17 protein-coding genes are annotated in these 13,206 nt (G+C 63.3%); 5 read left to right on the top strand and 12 right to left on the bottom strand.

Features of this window, described 5'->3' with window-relative positions; translation table 11 throughout:
* Window positions 1-2 precede the first annotated feature (2 nt).
* From KY379_RS08330 to KY379_RS08320, 3 genes are read right to left on the bottom strand one after another with little or no spacing between them, the layout of a single operon-like run.
* A complete protein-coding gene (locus KY379_RS08330) occupies window positions 3-329 on the bottom strand; it encodes a DUF3325 domain-containing protein (protein WP_261239638.1) in 327 nt (108 codons plus the stop codon).
* The gene (locus KY379_RS08325; protein WP_261239639.1) at window positions 323-1,894 is read right to left on the bottom strand and encodes a PepSY-associated TM helix domain-containing protein; all 1,572 of its coding nucleotides are present in this window, start codon (window positions 1,892-1,894) and stop codon (window positions 323-325) included. The genes KY379_RS08330 and KY379_RS08325 overlap by 7 nt, the downstream gene beginning before the upstream one ends.
* The gene (locus tag KY379_RS08320) at window positions 1,891-2,193 is read right to left on the bottom strand and encodes a DUF3649 domain-containing protein (RefSeq protein ID WP_133329701.1); all 303 of its coding nucleotides are present in this window, start codon (window positions 2,191-2,193) and stop codon (window positions 1,891-1,893) included. Before KY379_RS08320 ends, KY379_RS08325 begins: the two co-directional genes overlap by 4 nt.
* A 232-nt stretch (window positions 2,194-2,425) precedes the next feature.
* Here KY379_RS08320 and KY379_RS08315 point away from each other — a divergent pair, with 232 nt between their 5' ends.
* Together KY379_RS08315 and KY379_RS08310 are read left to right on the top strand one after the other, a co-directional pair.
* The gene (locus KY379_RS08315) at window positions 2,426-2,773 is read left to right on the top strand and encodes an HPF/RaiA family ribosome-associated protein (RefSeq protein WP_133329699.1); all 348 of its coding nucleotides are present in this window, start codon (window positions 2,426-2,428) and stop codon (window positions 2,771-2,773) included.
* Window positions 2,774-2,895: 122 nt separating this feature from the next.
* Window positions 2,896-3,189 (top strand): DUF3509 domain-containing protein, encoded by a 294-nt coding sequence (locus KY379_RS08310; RefSeq protein ID WP_133329697.1) that lies wholly within the window; start codon window positions 2,896-2,898, stop codon window positions 3,187-3,189.
* Window positions 3,190-3,191: 2 nt separating this feature from the next.
* On the opposite strand, the gene KY379_RS08305 is transcribed toward KY379_RS08310, so the two are convergent.
* Together KY379_RS08305 and KY379_RS08300 are read right to left on the bottom strand one after the other, a co-directional pair.
* Window positions 3,192-3,497 (bottom strand): hypothetical protein, encoded by a 306-nt coding sequence (locus KY379_RS08305; RefSeq protein ID WP_133329695.1) that lies wholly within the window; start codon window positions 3,495-3,497, stop codon window positions 3,192-3,194.
* A 112-nt stretch (window positions 3,498-3,609) separates the two neighbouring features.
* On the bottom strand, window positions 3,610-4,080 hold the full coding sequence (locus KY379_RS08300; protein WP_133329693.1) for a phosphate-starvation-inducible protein PsiE: 471 nt from the start codon (window positions 4,078-4,080) through the stop codon (window positions 3,610-3,612).
* 230 nt (window positions 4,081-4,310) lie between these two features.
* On the opposite strand from KY379_RS08300, the gene KY379_RS08295 reads away from it, so the two are divergent.
* Entirely contained in the window at window positions 4,311-4,574 is a 264-nt protein-coding gene (locus KY379_RS08295) for a YebG family protein (RefSeq protein WP_133329691.1), read from the top strand.
* A 79-nt stretch (window positions 4,575-4,653) separates the two neighbouring features.
* Here the strand turns inward: KY379_RS08295 and KY379_RS08290 are convergent, their stop codons facing one another.
* Window positions 4,654-5,673 (bottom strand): Leu/Phe/Val dehydrogenase, encoded by a 1,020-nt coding sequence (locus KY379_RS08290; RefSeq protein ID WP_261239641.1) that lies wholly within the window; start codon window positions 5,671-5,673, stop codon window positions 4,654-4,656.
* A 124-nt stretch (window positions 5,674-5,797) separates the two neighbouring features.
* On the opposite strand from KY379_RS08290, the gene KY379_RS08285 reads away from it, so the two are divergent.
* Window positions 5,798-6,604, top strand: a complete 807-nt coding sequence (locus tag KY379_RS08285; RefSeq protein ID WP_261239643.1) for a SirB1 family protein — start codon at window positions 5,798-5,800, stop codon at window positions 6,602-6,604.
* Here KY379_RS08285 and maiA read toward each other — a convergent pair.
* From maiA to hmgA, 3 genes are read right to left on the bottom strand one after another with little or no spacing between them, the layout of a single operon-like run.
* Window positions 6,598-7,230: a maleylacetoacetate isomerase gene (gene maiA, locus KY379_RS08280; RefSeq protein WP_261239644.1), complete on the bottom strand. Its 633-nt coding sequence runs from the start codon at window positions 7,228-7,230 to the stop codon at window positions 6,598-6,600. The two genes, KY379_RS08285 and maiA, sit on opposite strands and share 7 nt — an antisense overlap.
* 13 nt (window positions 7,231-7,243) lie before the next feature.
* Window positions 7,244-8,536 (bottom strand): fumarylacetoacetase, encoded by a 1,293-nt coding sequence (fahA, locus tag KY379_RS08275; RefSeq protein ID WP_261239645.1) that lies wholly within the window; start codon window positions 8,534-8,536, stop codon window positions 7,244-7,246.
* A gap of 2 nt (window positions 8,537-8,538) precedes the next feature.
* Window positions 8,539-9,834 (bottom strand): homogentisate 1,2-dioxygenase, encoded by a 1,296-nt coding sequence (gene hmgA / locus KY379_RS08270; protein WP_261239646.1) that lies wholly within the window; start codon window positions 9,832-9,834, stop codon window positions 8,539-8,541.
* Window positions 9,835-9,954: 120 nt separating this feature from the next.
* Between hmgA and KY379_RS08265 the strand changes: the two genes are divergently transcribed.
* The gene (locus KY379_RS08265) at window positions 9,955-10,737 is read left to right on the top strand and encodes an IclR family transcriptional regulator (RefSeq protein WP_261239647.1); all 783 of its coding nucleotides are present in this window, start codon (window positions 9,955-9,957) and stop codon (window positions 10,735-10,737) included.
* Window positions 10,738-11,054: 317 nt separating this feature from the next.
* On the opposite strand, the gene KY379_RS08260 is transcribed toward KY379_RS08265, so the two are convergent.
* From KY379_RS08260 to KY379_RS08250, 3 genes are all read right to left on the bottom strand, one after another.
* Window positions 11,055-11,960 (bottom strand): alpha/beta fold hydrolase, encoded by a 906-nt coding sequence (locus KY379_RS08260; RefSeq protein WP_133329677.1) that lies wholly within the window; start codon window positions 11,958-11,960, stop codon window positions 11,055-11,057.
* Window positions 11,961-12,133: 173 nt separating this feature from the next.
* Window positions 12,134-12,820 (bottom strand): LrgB family protein, encoded by a 687-nt coding sequence (locus KY379_RS08255; protein WP_261239648.1) that lies wholly within the window; start codon window positions 12,818-12,820, stop codon window positions 12,134-12,136.
* Window positions 12,810-13,196: a CidA/LrgA family protein gene (locus tag KY379_RS08250; protein WP_133329673.1), complete on the bottom strand. Its 387-nt coding sequence runs from the start codon at window positions 13,194-13,196 to the stop codon at window positions 12,810-12,812. The genes KY379_RS08255 and KY379_RS08250 overlap by 11 nt, the downstream gene beginning before the upstream one ends.
* Between the last annotated feature and the right edge of the window lie 10 nt (window positions 13,197-13,206).

The following is a 13,206-nucleotide window of genomic DNA, read 5'->3' as shown; positions in this document are numbered from 1 at the left end:
GATCACCCGCCAAACACGGCCAACAGAGGCCCCAGCACCGCGCTGGCAGCGGCAAGGCCAAGCAACAAGCGAGGCCGATAGGGCAGGCCGAATACCCAGAGCGTAACCCCGGCCATCAAGACCGCGATCCACTCGACCAGACCGTGAGCCCAGCCACGCATCTGCACGGCCACGACCAGCGAGACCAGCAGCAGCGCCCAGCCGCCGATGCGCAGACCGCACAGTGCAGCCTGACCTGGTTTGCGCCCAAGCAACTCCGAGGCGTGTTTGTCCATGGCCAGGCACAAGGCAGCGAAGCCCGCATAGCCAATCAGGGCAACGCTCAGCATCCGTTCACCTCGGGTGTTTCGGCCACTTTGCGGGGGGCGCGCCTGGCCGCCACCTTGGGCGCACGCAGCATCTGGCTGGCGGCCCAGGCGAGGAATGCGCCAGCAGCCAGTGCAGTCAGATCGAAGCCGGCCATGACCCAGTCACCCTCCGACAGCGAACGGTTCAGGCCTTGTCCGGTGACCAGCCCGTTGAGCAACGGCAACGCGCCAAAAGCAGCGGCGCCGAGCGCCAGTTGCTCGCCCCAGGCCCGTCGTCCCGGGCGCAGCGCGGCATGCAGCAGTGACAGCGCCCAGGCCAGGAAGAACAGCCTGACTTCCCAATCCGCTCGCCCCACCAGCCCGCCCGGCAGCAACCGATTGGCCCAGAAGAACGCGGCCACGCCCAGCAACAGGCCGCTCATACTGGCGATGTTCAACACTTCGACCAGACGCAATTCCCCTGGCAGCCGCTCGTGCTTGGCATGCTTGAGCTGGCGCTTGCCCAGCCACATCACCAGGCCGGTGCCGATCACTGCGGTACCGGCCAGGCCAAAGGCGAAGTAGAGCCAGCGCAACCAGGGTCCTGCATAGTTGCCCATGTGCAGGCCGGCGAAGCTGAAGCTGGTGAGCAGGGCGGCGCTCTCCGGCGCGCCCTGGCTCAACATCGCCCCACTGCTACCGTCGAAGGTCCAGTTGGCGCTGCGTCGGTACGGCACATGATCGGCCGCCGACTGGCTGAAAATGACCCGGGCATTGCGATCGCCCGGGTTCTGCACCTGGATATAGCCCATTCGCGCCCCTGGGGCCAGCTGCTGGACCTGGTCATAGAGTCCGGCCAGCGACACCAGCGGCGTGGCGACATGGGCGGGTTTGGGTGCCTCGTCGCGGCCGAACACATCGCTGAAGTAACTGCCGGTATTGCCGCCATAGCTGGCCATGATGCTCGCCGGCATGACCATGTACATGAACAGCACCAGGCTGCTATAGCTGATCATCAGGTGGAACGGCAGCACCAGCACGCCGATGGCGTTGTGGCCGTCCAGCCAGGAGCGCTGACCCTTGCCGGGCCGGAAGGTGAAAAACTCCTTGAAGATCTTCTTGTGGGTGATGATGCCGGTAACCAGGCCGAGCAGCATGATGAAGGCGCAGAAGGTCGACAGCCAGCGGCCCCAGGGGTGCGGCATCTGCAACTGGAAGTGGAAGCGGTAGAAGAATTCGCCACCACGGCTGTCACGCGCAGCGACCGCCTCGCCGGTGCTGGCGTCCAGTTTTTTCTCGACGAACCCGCGGCGTCCGCCGTTGGGATCGCGCCAGCCCAAGCTCAGGGCGGCATCGCGCTCACTGGGCAAACGAATCATCCAACCCTCGGAATGCCCGGCGTTACCCTCGAGATAGCGCTGGGCCAAGGTCAGGCTGGCCTGTGGGTCGAGCCCATGGCGGCGGATTTCCGGGTGGGTCCAGTGGTTCACTTCCTCCTTGAAGTACGACAGGGTACCGGTAAGGAAGATGGCGAACAGCAGCCAGCCGAAAAGCAGGCCGGTCCAGGTGTGCAGCCAGGCCATGGCCTGGCGGAAGCCTTCCTTCATGGTGTCTTCATCCAGTAGGCCAACATGCTCGACAGCCCCAGGACGAGACTTGGCAACAGCACGCCGAGCCAGGCGCGTCCCGCACTGCGGCAGGCGAAGCACCCGATGAACGCCAGCAGGTAGAACACGAACGACAACATCATGCCGGTCATGGTCGCGTCTACCCGGCTCATCGGCGCCCACAAGGTGATGGCGATGCTGGCCATCGACGCCAGCAGGTAACCGCCGAACAAAGCGGCCAGGGCGCGTGAAGCGACTCCCAGGCGATAGCTTGATGAAGGGCCGGCTTTGCTTTTCATGGCGAGGTTCTTGAAAAACGGCCCACAATAATAATGATTTGGATTCTCATAAGCAAAGGCCGTGCTGCCCAGTGGCTTCCCACGCGCCATTTGCAACAGGAAGTTTATTTTCAAAAGGGGCTTGAATTCGTTCCGCCGTTGCCTGACCTTAGAGTCAAGAGGCGAAGAAATACCAAGGGCCTCAAGGGCCTAGGCACGCCTCTCCGCGAGCAAGCTGAATAAGGATTGAATCATGCAAATCCAGGTCAACAGCAGCAACCATATCGACGGCAACATCCGGCTCAACGAGTGGGTCCGCGCAACGCTGGAAAGCACACTCGAGCGCTATGACGACAGCCTCACTCGCCTCGAGGTGCATTTGGGCGACGAGAATGGCGCCAAGCCCGGCCCGCATGACAAACGCTGCCAGATCGAAGCTCGCCCCAAAGGCCATCAGCCGATTTCCGTCACCCATATCGCCGGCTCGCTGGATCAGGCCGTAGACGGCGCCGCCAGCAAGTTGAGCCACGCCCTGGAGCATTTCTACGGCAAGCTGCGCAGCAAGCGCGGTACCTTTGAACTGAGCGACCCGGAGGCCTGACCGCAATGCCTGCAACGCCCGGCCAAGTGCCGGGCGTTTTCGTTTGCAGCGATCAACGGGGGTGAACCAACCCGTCGTTAGGCCGGTCAACCCCTGCAGTCATTCCTTCGCAGATTTCGACCATGCACAATCCATTCGACCAGATCAGCGACGCCTTCACACCCGAATACCGCGTGAACCTGAGCATCGAACGCCTGGACGGCAGCATCATGCTGACCCTCTCCGACGATGCCGGCGTGGTCGCCAAGCGCTTGATCAGCCAAGCCCAGCGCAACGACCCGGTGCGCCTGCAACGGGTGATCGACAGCATCCGCCTGGGCCTGGCCATCGAGCACGGCCAGAACCCGTTGCAGGTGCTGGCCGCCCTGACCGGCGATATCCACCGCGACGGCAAATCATTCGCGGCAGCCAACTGAGGTCACCCCAGCGTCAGCAGCATCCGCCCGATCAGGCGTTCGATGTCCTGCAGGCGCAGGCCCATCACACGGTGCATGGGGTCGAACGTGTCTGGGCGGTGGAATAGCCCTACCAGGCCAATATCGTAGGTGGGTTCCTCGCCCTGTTCGAGCCAATGCAGCGACTCTTCGAGCAGGGTACGGGTCTGCACCACCTCCATCTCGACGACATGGGCGATCTCGTTGACATGCACGGTGTCCGGGTCGATCCCGTGGGGCATCAGGGCTTCTTGCAGATAGGCGCGGACGGCTTCGCTTTCATAACGCATGCTGTTCTCTCCAGATAGACTGACGCACGGTGTGCGCAACCCTCTGTCACGCCCCGTCGTCACCCCGATTGAACAGCTGCACCACCTACCACCTGCACTACATAGCTACCGCTCACCTACCCTCGTCGACTTCCTTGCCATGGGCATCCAGCGCCTTCGTCGACGGGTAGCGATACGAGGCGTAGCGCACCACCAGAATCGAGAACGCCAGCAACAGGATACCGCCGCACAGATACAGCAGGCCTTCATCCGGCGCCTTGTGGTGCGAGACATCGCCGATCAGCAGGCGCGTCAGCGCCGTGATCGCCACGTACAATAGGAAGCGGATCGGCATGTGGTTGGTCTTGAAGTAGATGCCCACCATCGCACCCAACTCCAGATAGATGAACAGCAGCAGGATGTCATCGACACTGATCCCGCCCTTGCCGAGCATGTCGAGAAAGGTCACCACTGCCGCGTAGGCGGTGATTGCACCGATGCCGAACAAGGCCAGGTAGTGGAATGCCTCCACGCACAGGTTGCCCAGCGAGTCGGCGGAGCCATGCAGGCCCTTGCGCAGCTTTTCAGCCCATTTGATGTTCACGATGTCCGATTCCCCGATACGACATGAAGGATTGTGCGCCACGGCTGTGACGCTTTTGCCATGCAGTTAAAGGGCCATGCCCCAGGGTTGGAAGGCGACCGATTGCCGCAAGACACCGGTGGGCTACCCTTTTGCCTGAACTTTTTGGTTGCGCGAGGATGGCAATTGCCATTACTGTATGCGCATACAGTATTCATGGTTCAACCAGCAAAAAGGCATAGAGGTGATGAATGGCCGTCGAAGTGGTGTACCGCAGCAGCCGCGATCCGGAGCGCTTGTTCATGGATAAGGCCGAAGCAGATCGTCATGACAAGATGCTGGAGCTGGCCGAGCGCCTGGCCGAAGTGCTGCAGAAGGCCGTGCCTTCACTGACCGAGCAGCAGGTCGAGGAAGCGGGTATCTACATGGCCAAGAACCGCGATGTGTTTGCCCGCGCATTCAAGAGCCAACCCGATGCGCTGGCGGAGTTGCTCGATGGGGCGGCGACCGAGTAGGCATTTTCTGTGTCTGTCCTGGCCTCTTCGCGGCGGTTCGGCGCGAAGAAGCCAGCACCGATAGGTAAGTCTCTACCGGTCAGCCGTATAGCAGCCGCTCGGCCAACATCTGCGCCACCCTCGCCGGTGAACGCTTTTCGGCTTGGGCATGGGCGAACACCTCGGTCAGCCGCGAGGGAATCCGCGCCAGGTGCGCGGTGATGGTGCCCAGTTCCTCGCCCCGATGACGCAGTGCCACGTAGATCAACCCACCGGCATTGATCACGTAATCGGGGGCATACAGGATCCCCCTCCCTTCCAGTTGATCGGCGACCTGCAGAGTGGTCAGCTGATTGTTCGCCGCCCCTGCGACCGCCGCGCAACGCAGTTGCATCACACTCTGCCCGGTAAGCACCGGCCCGACGCCGCATGGCGCAAAGATATCGCAGGGCGTGCTCAGCAAGGCGTCATTGGGCACCGGCCGGGCATCGAACTGCTCCACCGCCAGGCGCACACGCCCTGGATCCAGGTCGCTCACCAACAACTCGGCACCCGCCGCGTGCAGTTGCTCGGCCAGCGCATAGCCGACATTGCCCAACCCCTGGACCGCCACGCGTAGTCCTTCCAGGTTATCGCTTCCCAGGCGCGCCATCGAGGTGGCGCGAATACCGGCGAAAACGCCCATGGCCGCATGCGGCGAGGGGTCGCCCGAGGCCGTGGTACTGGTGACATGCGGGGTGGTTTGGGCGATGCAGTCCATGTCCAATGTCGAGGTACCGCTGTCCACCGCGGTGATGAAGCGGCCTTGCAGCGTATCGATGAAACGCCCGAACGCTTCGAACAGCGCGGCACGGTTCTCCACGTGCGGGTTGCGGATGATCACCGCCTTGCCTCCACCGAACGCCAACCCCGCAAGAGCGGCTTTGAAGCTCATGCCTTGGGCAAGCCGGATGGCATCGGCCATTGCGCTTTCGTCGTCGGCATAAGGCAGGTAGCGGCAGCCGCCCATCGCCGGCCCCAGGTGTTCGCTATGTATGGCAACCACGGCCTTCAGACCTGTGCTCGGATCGATGAACAGGTGCAGGGACTGGGTACGGGTGCTTTGCATCAGCGCGAACATCGGCGGGCTCCCCCTAGAGGTGCTCTCACCAGTATAGGCAGCGTCTTACAGACCACGTGGCGGGCGGACCACTGGACGAAAATCGTTGTCGGAGCTAAATATCTAGACGTGTGCGGAGAAATCTATGAATCCACGTCAATCCTGCCTGGCCTGCCTGGAACGCGAGCCTGCCGCCCTGCTGGAAGCTGCCTTGTGGATCGCCGTCGAGCATGATCGAAGCGTGGAGCCCGCCACCGGCCTGGCCACACTAGGCGACCTGCAACGTGATATCAGCGCCCGCCTGCCCATCCTGCCCTTGGCCGAACTCGCCCAACCGTTGTTGCGCGAGTTGAACGCGCACGGCTTCCAGCAGGACGAATACCACCCCCGACGCCCACAGGTGGCCTTGATGGACCAGGTCCTGCAACGTCGCCGCGGACAGCCATTGACCCTGGCCATCCTGGCGTTGGAGCTGGCCCGGCGCCTGTCCATTCCATTGGAAGGCGTAGGCTTTCCTGGGCACTTTCTGCTACGCGTGCCCGGTGCCGACCACCTGCTCGACCCATGCGGCGGTCGACGCCTGTATCCCAGCGACTGCCGCGAACTGCTGGCCCGTCAGTTCGGCCCGCAGGTGACGCTGAGCGCTGAGCACCTGCGGGCCGTCACCCCACAGCAGATGCTCCAGCGCCTGTCTCGCAATTTGCGCCAACTGTACAGCAGCGAAGGCAATCACCTGGCCGCGTTGGTCGACGCCGAAAGGGTGATGCAACTGGGCCCGGTACAAGTCGCCGACTACCTGGAGCGCGCTTCGCTCTACCAGCACCTGGATTGCCCCCAGGCCGAACGCTTCGACCTGGAGCATGCACTGTTGCTTTCCGACGATCCGGTGCAGCGTCTGAAGCTGGCCGAACGTATCGGCCAGCTACCTCCGGTCAACCGTTCGATTCACTGAGCGGGGGCATCCGCCTGCCGCGCAGGGTGCGCGATGCTGAACGCCGGATGCTGCGCCGCCAGCGCCGCAACCCGGCGAATGCGCGGATAGCCAGCAAGGTCGATGTTGAAACGCTCGGCGGCGTACACCTGGGGGATCAGGTACAGATCGGCCAAACCCGGCGAAGCGCCAAAACAGAAGCCCTGCTCGCCAATCAACTGCTCGACGGCTGCCAGCCCCTGAGCGATCCAATGGCCGATCCAGGCATTCACCTGCACCTCGTCCTGCCCCGCTTCGCGCAGCCGATTGAGCACACTGACATTGTGCAGGGGGTGGATATCGCAGCCGATGATCGCCGCCACCGCCCGTACCCGGGCGCGCTCGAGCGGATCGCTCGGCAGCAGCGCGGGCTGGGGCTGCAGCTCTTCGAGGTACTCGATGATCGCCGGCGACTGCAACAGCAATTGGCCCTGCTCGGTACGCAAGGCCGGCACCCGCCCTTGCGGGTTCATGGCCAGGTAGCCGGGGTCGCGCTGTTCGCCCTTGAGCAGATTCACCGCCACCGCCTGATACTCCAAGCCCTTGAGCGCCAGAGCGATACGCACGCGATAGGAGGAAGTGGAGCGGTAATAGCCGTACAACTCCATCGTCACACCCTCCTCAGTTGGCCGCGACCACTGTGCCTCGGCATTCACCGAAGCCGATACTGGCCACACCATCACGGGTGCAGCGCGCACGCAGGATCACTTCGTCGCCATCTTCGAGGAACTTGCGCACCTCTCCACTGGCCAGCTCCACCGGGTGCTTGCCGCCCTCGGTGACTTCCAGCAAGCTGCCATACGAACCGGCGTCCGGGCCAGACAGGGTGCCTGAGCCGAACAGATCGCCCGGTTGCAGCTGGCAGCCATTTACGCTGTGGTGGGCGATCAACTGGGCCACGGTCCAATACATGTTCAGGGTATTGCTCAAGGCCAGGCGGTGAGCCGGTAAACCTTGTTCGCGCATACGCTGGGTCAGCAGCAATACCTCCAGCTCGATATCGAACGCGCCGTGGGCCTGGTCCTTGGCGTCGAGCAGGTACTCCAATGGCTGCGGGTCGCCCTGCGGACGTGCCGGCTGAGCGCGACGGAATGGTGCCAGGGCTTCGGCAGTGACCACCCAGGGCGACAGCGTGGTGATGAAGCTCTTCGACAGGAACGGGCCCAGCGGCTGGTATTCCCAGGCCTGGATATCGCGTGCCGACCAGTCATTGAGCAGGCACAGCCCAGCTAGGTGTTCACCCGCTTCGGCGATGTCGATCGCCTGGCCCATCGCATTGCCCTGGCCGATCCAGATACCCAGCTCCAGTTCATAATCCAGGCGTGCGCAAGGGCCGAAGGTCGGCACCGTGTGCCCGGCCGGCAGTGTCTGGCCCTTGGGCCGACGCACCTCGGTGCCGGACGGGCGCAACGTGGAAGCACGGCCATGGTAGCCAATGGGCACGTACTTGTAGTTGGGCAGCAGCGGGTTATCAGGTCGGAACAGCTTGCCGACGTTGGTCGCGTGCTGGATGCCGACATAGAAATCGGTGTAGTCGCCAACCTTGGCCGGCAGGTGCATCTGACAGGCGCTGGCCGGGTAGAGCGCTTCGGCCAGCGCCGCCTGGTGCTCGCTGTGTTCGCCGAGCAATTCCAGTAGGCGCTCGCGTAGGGCGACCCGAGCTGGGGCGCCCAGCGCGAAGAAAGCATTCAGGGCACCGCCCTGGGTGGCCTCCACCGCGGCCTTGGCCTGCCCCTCGAACAGGCCCGCGGCGAGCACCGCTTCCAGATCGAGAATGGCATCGCCAATGGCCACGCCGCAACGCGGCGCCTCACCCGGGCGACTGAAGATGCCCAACGGCAGGTTCTGCAGCGGGAAGTCGCGGTGCCCGTTGGCGTGCTCAACCCAGCTACGGGCGATGGCGGTTTGGCTCATGGTTATCTCCGGTTCGGGTTGAAGGTGCTCGGCAAGGTGGCCCAGCAACTATCGTAGTCGGCCTGCAATTGCGGGCAGGCGAGGGCCTCAGCGCTCGGGCGCAGCACTTGGCTGGTCTCGAACATGAAAGCCATGGTGTCGTCGATCTTGTGCGGCGCGAGTTCGGCGTGGATGGCCTTGTGGCAGGTCTGCGCATCGGGGCCATGGGCGCTCATCACGCCGTGCAGCGAGGCTCCACCAGGCAGGAACCCATCGGCTTTGGCATCGTAGGCACCGTGGATCAGGCCCATGAACTCGTTCATCAGGTTGCGGTGGAACCAAGGCGGACGGAAGGTCTTCTCGGCCACCATCCAGCGCGGCGGGAAGATCACGAAGTCCATGTTCGCCAGACCATGCACGCTGGTCGGCGAGGTGAGCACCGTGAAGATCGAGGGATCGGGGTGATCGAAGCTGACCGTACCCAGGGTGTTGAATCGGCGCAGGTCGTACTTGTAGGGCACGTTGCTGCCATGCCAGGCGACCACGTCCAACGGCGAATGGGCAAGCTCGCAGGCCCAATGTTCACCGAGGAATTTCTGCACCAGTTGAACCGGCCCGACAGCTTCCTCGTAACGGGCCACGGGGGTGAGGAAATCACGTGGATTGGCCAGGCCGTTGCTGCCGATCGGCCCCAGGTCCGGTAGGCGCAGCGGGGCACCGTGGTTCTCGGCGATATAGCCGCGGGCCTGACCATCGAGCAACTCGACGCGGAATTTCATGCCCCGTGGAATCACGGCGATTTCCTGCGGTTCGACCTCCAGCACGCCCAGTTCAGTGGCAATGCGCAGGCGTCCCTGCTCGGGCACCAGGAGCAGTTCGCCGTCGGCATCGAAGAACACCCGATCCATCGAACGGTTGGCACGGTAGATATAGATGCTGACACCCGCCGGCTTGTCAGCGGGCGCGTTGGCGACCATCGGCAGCCAACCTTCGATGAAGTCGGTGGCTTCGCTGGGGATCGGCTGCGGATTCCAGCGCAGTCGGTTTGGCGTGGCTGCGCCCAGCGGCCGGCTGACCGGCTGGCGGGCCAGACGCTCGAAGCGCGGGTGCAGCGCCGAAGGCCGAATGCGGTATAGCCAGGTCCGGCGCAACTCGCTACGGGCCATGGTGAAGGCGGTGCCGGAGAGCAATTCGGCATACAGCCCATAGGGCGCCTGCTGTGGGGAGTTCTGCCCCACCGGCAGGGCTCCCGGCAGGGCTTCGCTGGCGAATTCGTTGCCGAAACCGCTCAGGTACTGAAGATCGGTGTCGCGGTTCATCGCTGCCTCCGGACGCTGCATTGTATTTATCGTAATCCGATTACGAATAACGTAATTTGCTCGCAAGCAGACGTCAAGCTATAAAGGCGCGACCCGAAGACTGCGGAAACCCTCAACGCCATGGCCAAAGCCAGCTCCCCTGCCGACAACGGCAAGCAGAAAGTCCGCTCGGCGGAAGTCGGCACCGATATCCTCAAGGCCCTTGCCGAGCTGTCCCCGTCCACCTCGCTGTCGCGCCTGGCGGAACATGTGCAGATGCCGGCGAGCAAGGTTCACCGCTATCTGCAGGCGCTGATCGCCAGTGGCTTCGCCGAGCAGGACGCTGCCACCAACCACTACGGCCTGGGGCGCGAGGCCCTGCGCGTGGGCCTTGCAGCACTGGGCAGCATCGATGTGCTGAAGGTCGCCGCACTGCCATTGTCCCAGCTGCGTGATGCGCTCAACGAAAGTTGTTTTCTGGCGGTATGGGGCAACCAGGGCCCGACCGTGGTGACCATCGAGCCCGCGGTGCGTGCGGTCACGGTGGTGACGCAGATCGGCTCGGTGCTGCCCTTGCTCAGTTCGAGTACCGGGCTGGTGTTCGCCAGCTACCTGCCGGAGCGCGAAACCATCGAATTGCGGGACCGCGAGCTGGACGCGCTGGGACAAAGCGCTGCCGATTACCAGGCTTTGCTGACCAGCATCCGCGAGCGCGGCCTGCACCATGTGCATGGTCTGCTGATGCCTGGGGTGGATGCCTTGTCGGCACCGGTGTTCAACGCCATGGGCGACATCGCCGCGGTGATGACCGTAGTGGGCCCGACCTCGATCTTCCATGCCGACGAACAGGGCCCAGCGGCCCAGCAACTGCAGGCTGCGGCGCGAGAAACGAGCTGGCGCATGGGGTATTCGCCGACCGCCTGAGCGGAGTCTGGACTTTTACCCAAAACGTAAAGGTGAATGTCACAAGCGGCCATTTTTCCTAGAGGATCAACCGCTTATCCTTGACTCACTGGCCGGCACGAAGGGCTCTCCCCCCCGCCTTTCAGGCCTGCGAGGTTCACCGACGTTGATTTTGAAGCTCCTTGATCTAACGTCTCGATTGGCCGCTGCGCTTGCAGCGGCTTTTTTTATGCCCGCCGTAAGGTAGTTGGCGGCTGTGAGATCGAGCGCCGCCCGCGAGGCGCTCGATTTCCGCGGCACCACCATTCTCAAGCGCACCTGACAGCCCCAGCGCAAAATCAAGACAAAGCCACCAACGGCTCACCGACGCTCAGGAGCTGCTCACGAAAGGCCAGGTAATGCCTTAGCACCTGTACCGGCGCCTCGGTATGCGGGTAATGCCCTATACCTTGCAGTTGCACGACGTCAGCATCCGGAACCAATTGCCGATAGCGTTCGACCATACGGGCCCCCGACACCGGATCGACCACACCATTGATCATGCGCAGTGGCACGCCATCGCGCTGCAGCGCCCCCACCCAACGTTCACGGTTCAGCCGCCGCTCGGGCAGGTAGCCCACCAGTTTGTGCAGGATACGCTGGCCCCGGTTCGAGGTGATCAGGCTCCAGCAATCGTCCAACGCGCTTTCGCTGGGGTGGGTACAGGGCCCATAGATCTGGCTGACGTTGCGCACCAGATCATCACGTCCGAACGAGCGCCCCACCAACCAGCCCAGCGGGCTCAACAGCAGCTTCTGCACCCACAGCACCTGACAGCTCTCGGGGAACAGACCGCTGTTGAGAAACACGCAACTGGCGATCTCGGCGCGCTGCTCATGGTGACGAGCCAACAATTCCTGGGCCACGCTGCCGCCGTAGTCGTGGGCCAGCAGGTGAACCGGCAGGTCGATGTGCAGATGCGCAAGCAAAGCCTGCTGAAGGTCAGCCTGCTCCATCAGGCTGTAGTCGTGACCAAGCGGTTTGGACGAGTCGCCGAAGCCGAGCATATCGCAGGCGATCAGGCGAAAACGCTGGGCAAGCGGCGCCCACAGATAGTGCCAGTCCCAACTGGCAGTCGGAAAACCGTGCAGCAGCAACAGAGGTTCGCCCTGCCCCGCCGTCCAATAGCGAATGTGCTGGCCCCGAAAGGAGAAGCTCTGGCCCCGGGTTCGCCACACACACAGTGGGATCTCGGCCAAAGGCATCACACTGGCCTCGGTTGGAATTGGTTGAAGAAGTACGGCAAGGCTGCGGTCATTGCATGTCACCTCGGCACTTTCTTGTGCTCTATGTCGAGGCAAGTCTAACCAGCGGCTGCGGCAGAGAAACTTGCGTTTCCAGCCAGCTTGATGACTGAGCGAGTCAGTGGCTCGAACGGTCAGAGCGCCATCGCCACCAGCGGTGCGGCCAACAAGTTGAGCAGGCCGGTCAGGACCATCATCAGTCCGGCCACCGAGCCTTCCTCGCCTCCAACCTCCTGCGCACGGCTGACACCGGCGCCATGGGCGCCGACACCGAACAGGGCGCCGCGGGCCAGTGGCGTACGCAGCGGCAGGTAGCGCAGCAGGACACCGCCGAACAGAGCACCGAGCACACCGGTGAACATCACGAACACTGCAGTCAGTTCCGGCACGCCCCCCAGGTCTTCGGCCACCGGCATGGCAAACGGCGTGGTGATCGAGCGCGGTACCAACGACAGGCTCGTGGTGGTATCCAGTGCCAACAGATGCGCCAGCCCCCAAGAACTGCCGATCGATGCTGCGCTGCCCGCCAGCATGCCGATCAGCAAGGCCGGCCAATGCCGCGCCAGCAGTTTCCGCTGTTGCCAGATCGGCACGGCGAAGGCGACGGTCACCGGGCCCAGGACGCCCATCAGCCAGTGGGTATTGCGGGCGTATTCGGCATAGGCGGTATGCAGAGGCACGGCCACCGCCAGCAACAGGGTCGGCACCAGGATCAGCGGCGAGAACAGATAGCGGCCACTGCGTCGGTACAGCCAGCGACTGCCCAGGTAGGCCAGCAGGGTCAGGGCGAGCCAGAACAGCGGCATGGGTTCAAGGCTCATGGCGTAATCTCCAGCGGCACACCAGCTCGACCGTGCCGGCGGTGACCACCATCACCAGCAGGGTGCTCAGCGCAATCACCAGCAGGATGCGCCACCCTTCGTTGCGCAGCAAAACGCCATAGTCAAGCAGGCTCATCAACGCGGGGATGAAGAACAGCAGCATTTCGGCCATCAGCCAGCCGGCGCCTAATTGCAGGGTGGCGGGCTTTACCAGACCACAAGCGAACGCCAACAGAAGCATCGCCAAGCCCATCACCCCGCCGGGGATGGGCCAGCCCAGCCAAGCGGCAAGCTGCCCGCCTAACAGGAACAGCGCCAGCAATACCGCCAGTTCAGCGAGCAGACGGGCAATCTTTCTAAGTAATGCAGGTTTCATGGGCAGGCTT

The sequence above is a fragment of the Pseudomonas sp. HD6422 genome, assembly GCF_025377065.1.
GTDB lineage: Bacteria > Pseudomonadota > Gammaproteobacteria > Pseudomonadales > Pseudomonadaceae > Aquipseudomonas > Aquipseudomonas putida_U.
The sequence above is the reverse complement of the archived record's forward strand: the minus strand, read 5'-3'. Positions and strand labels throughout refer to the sequence as shown.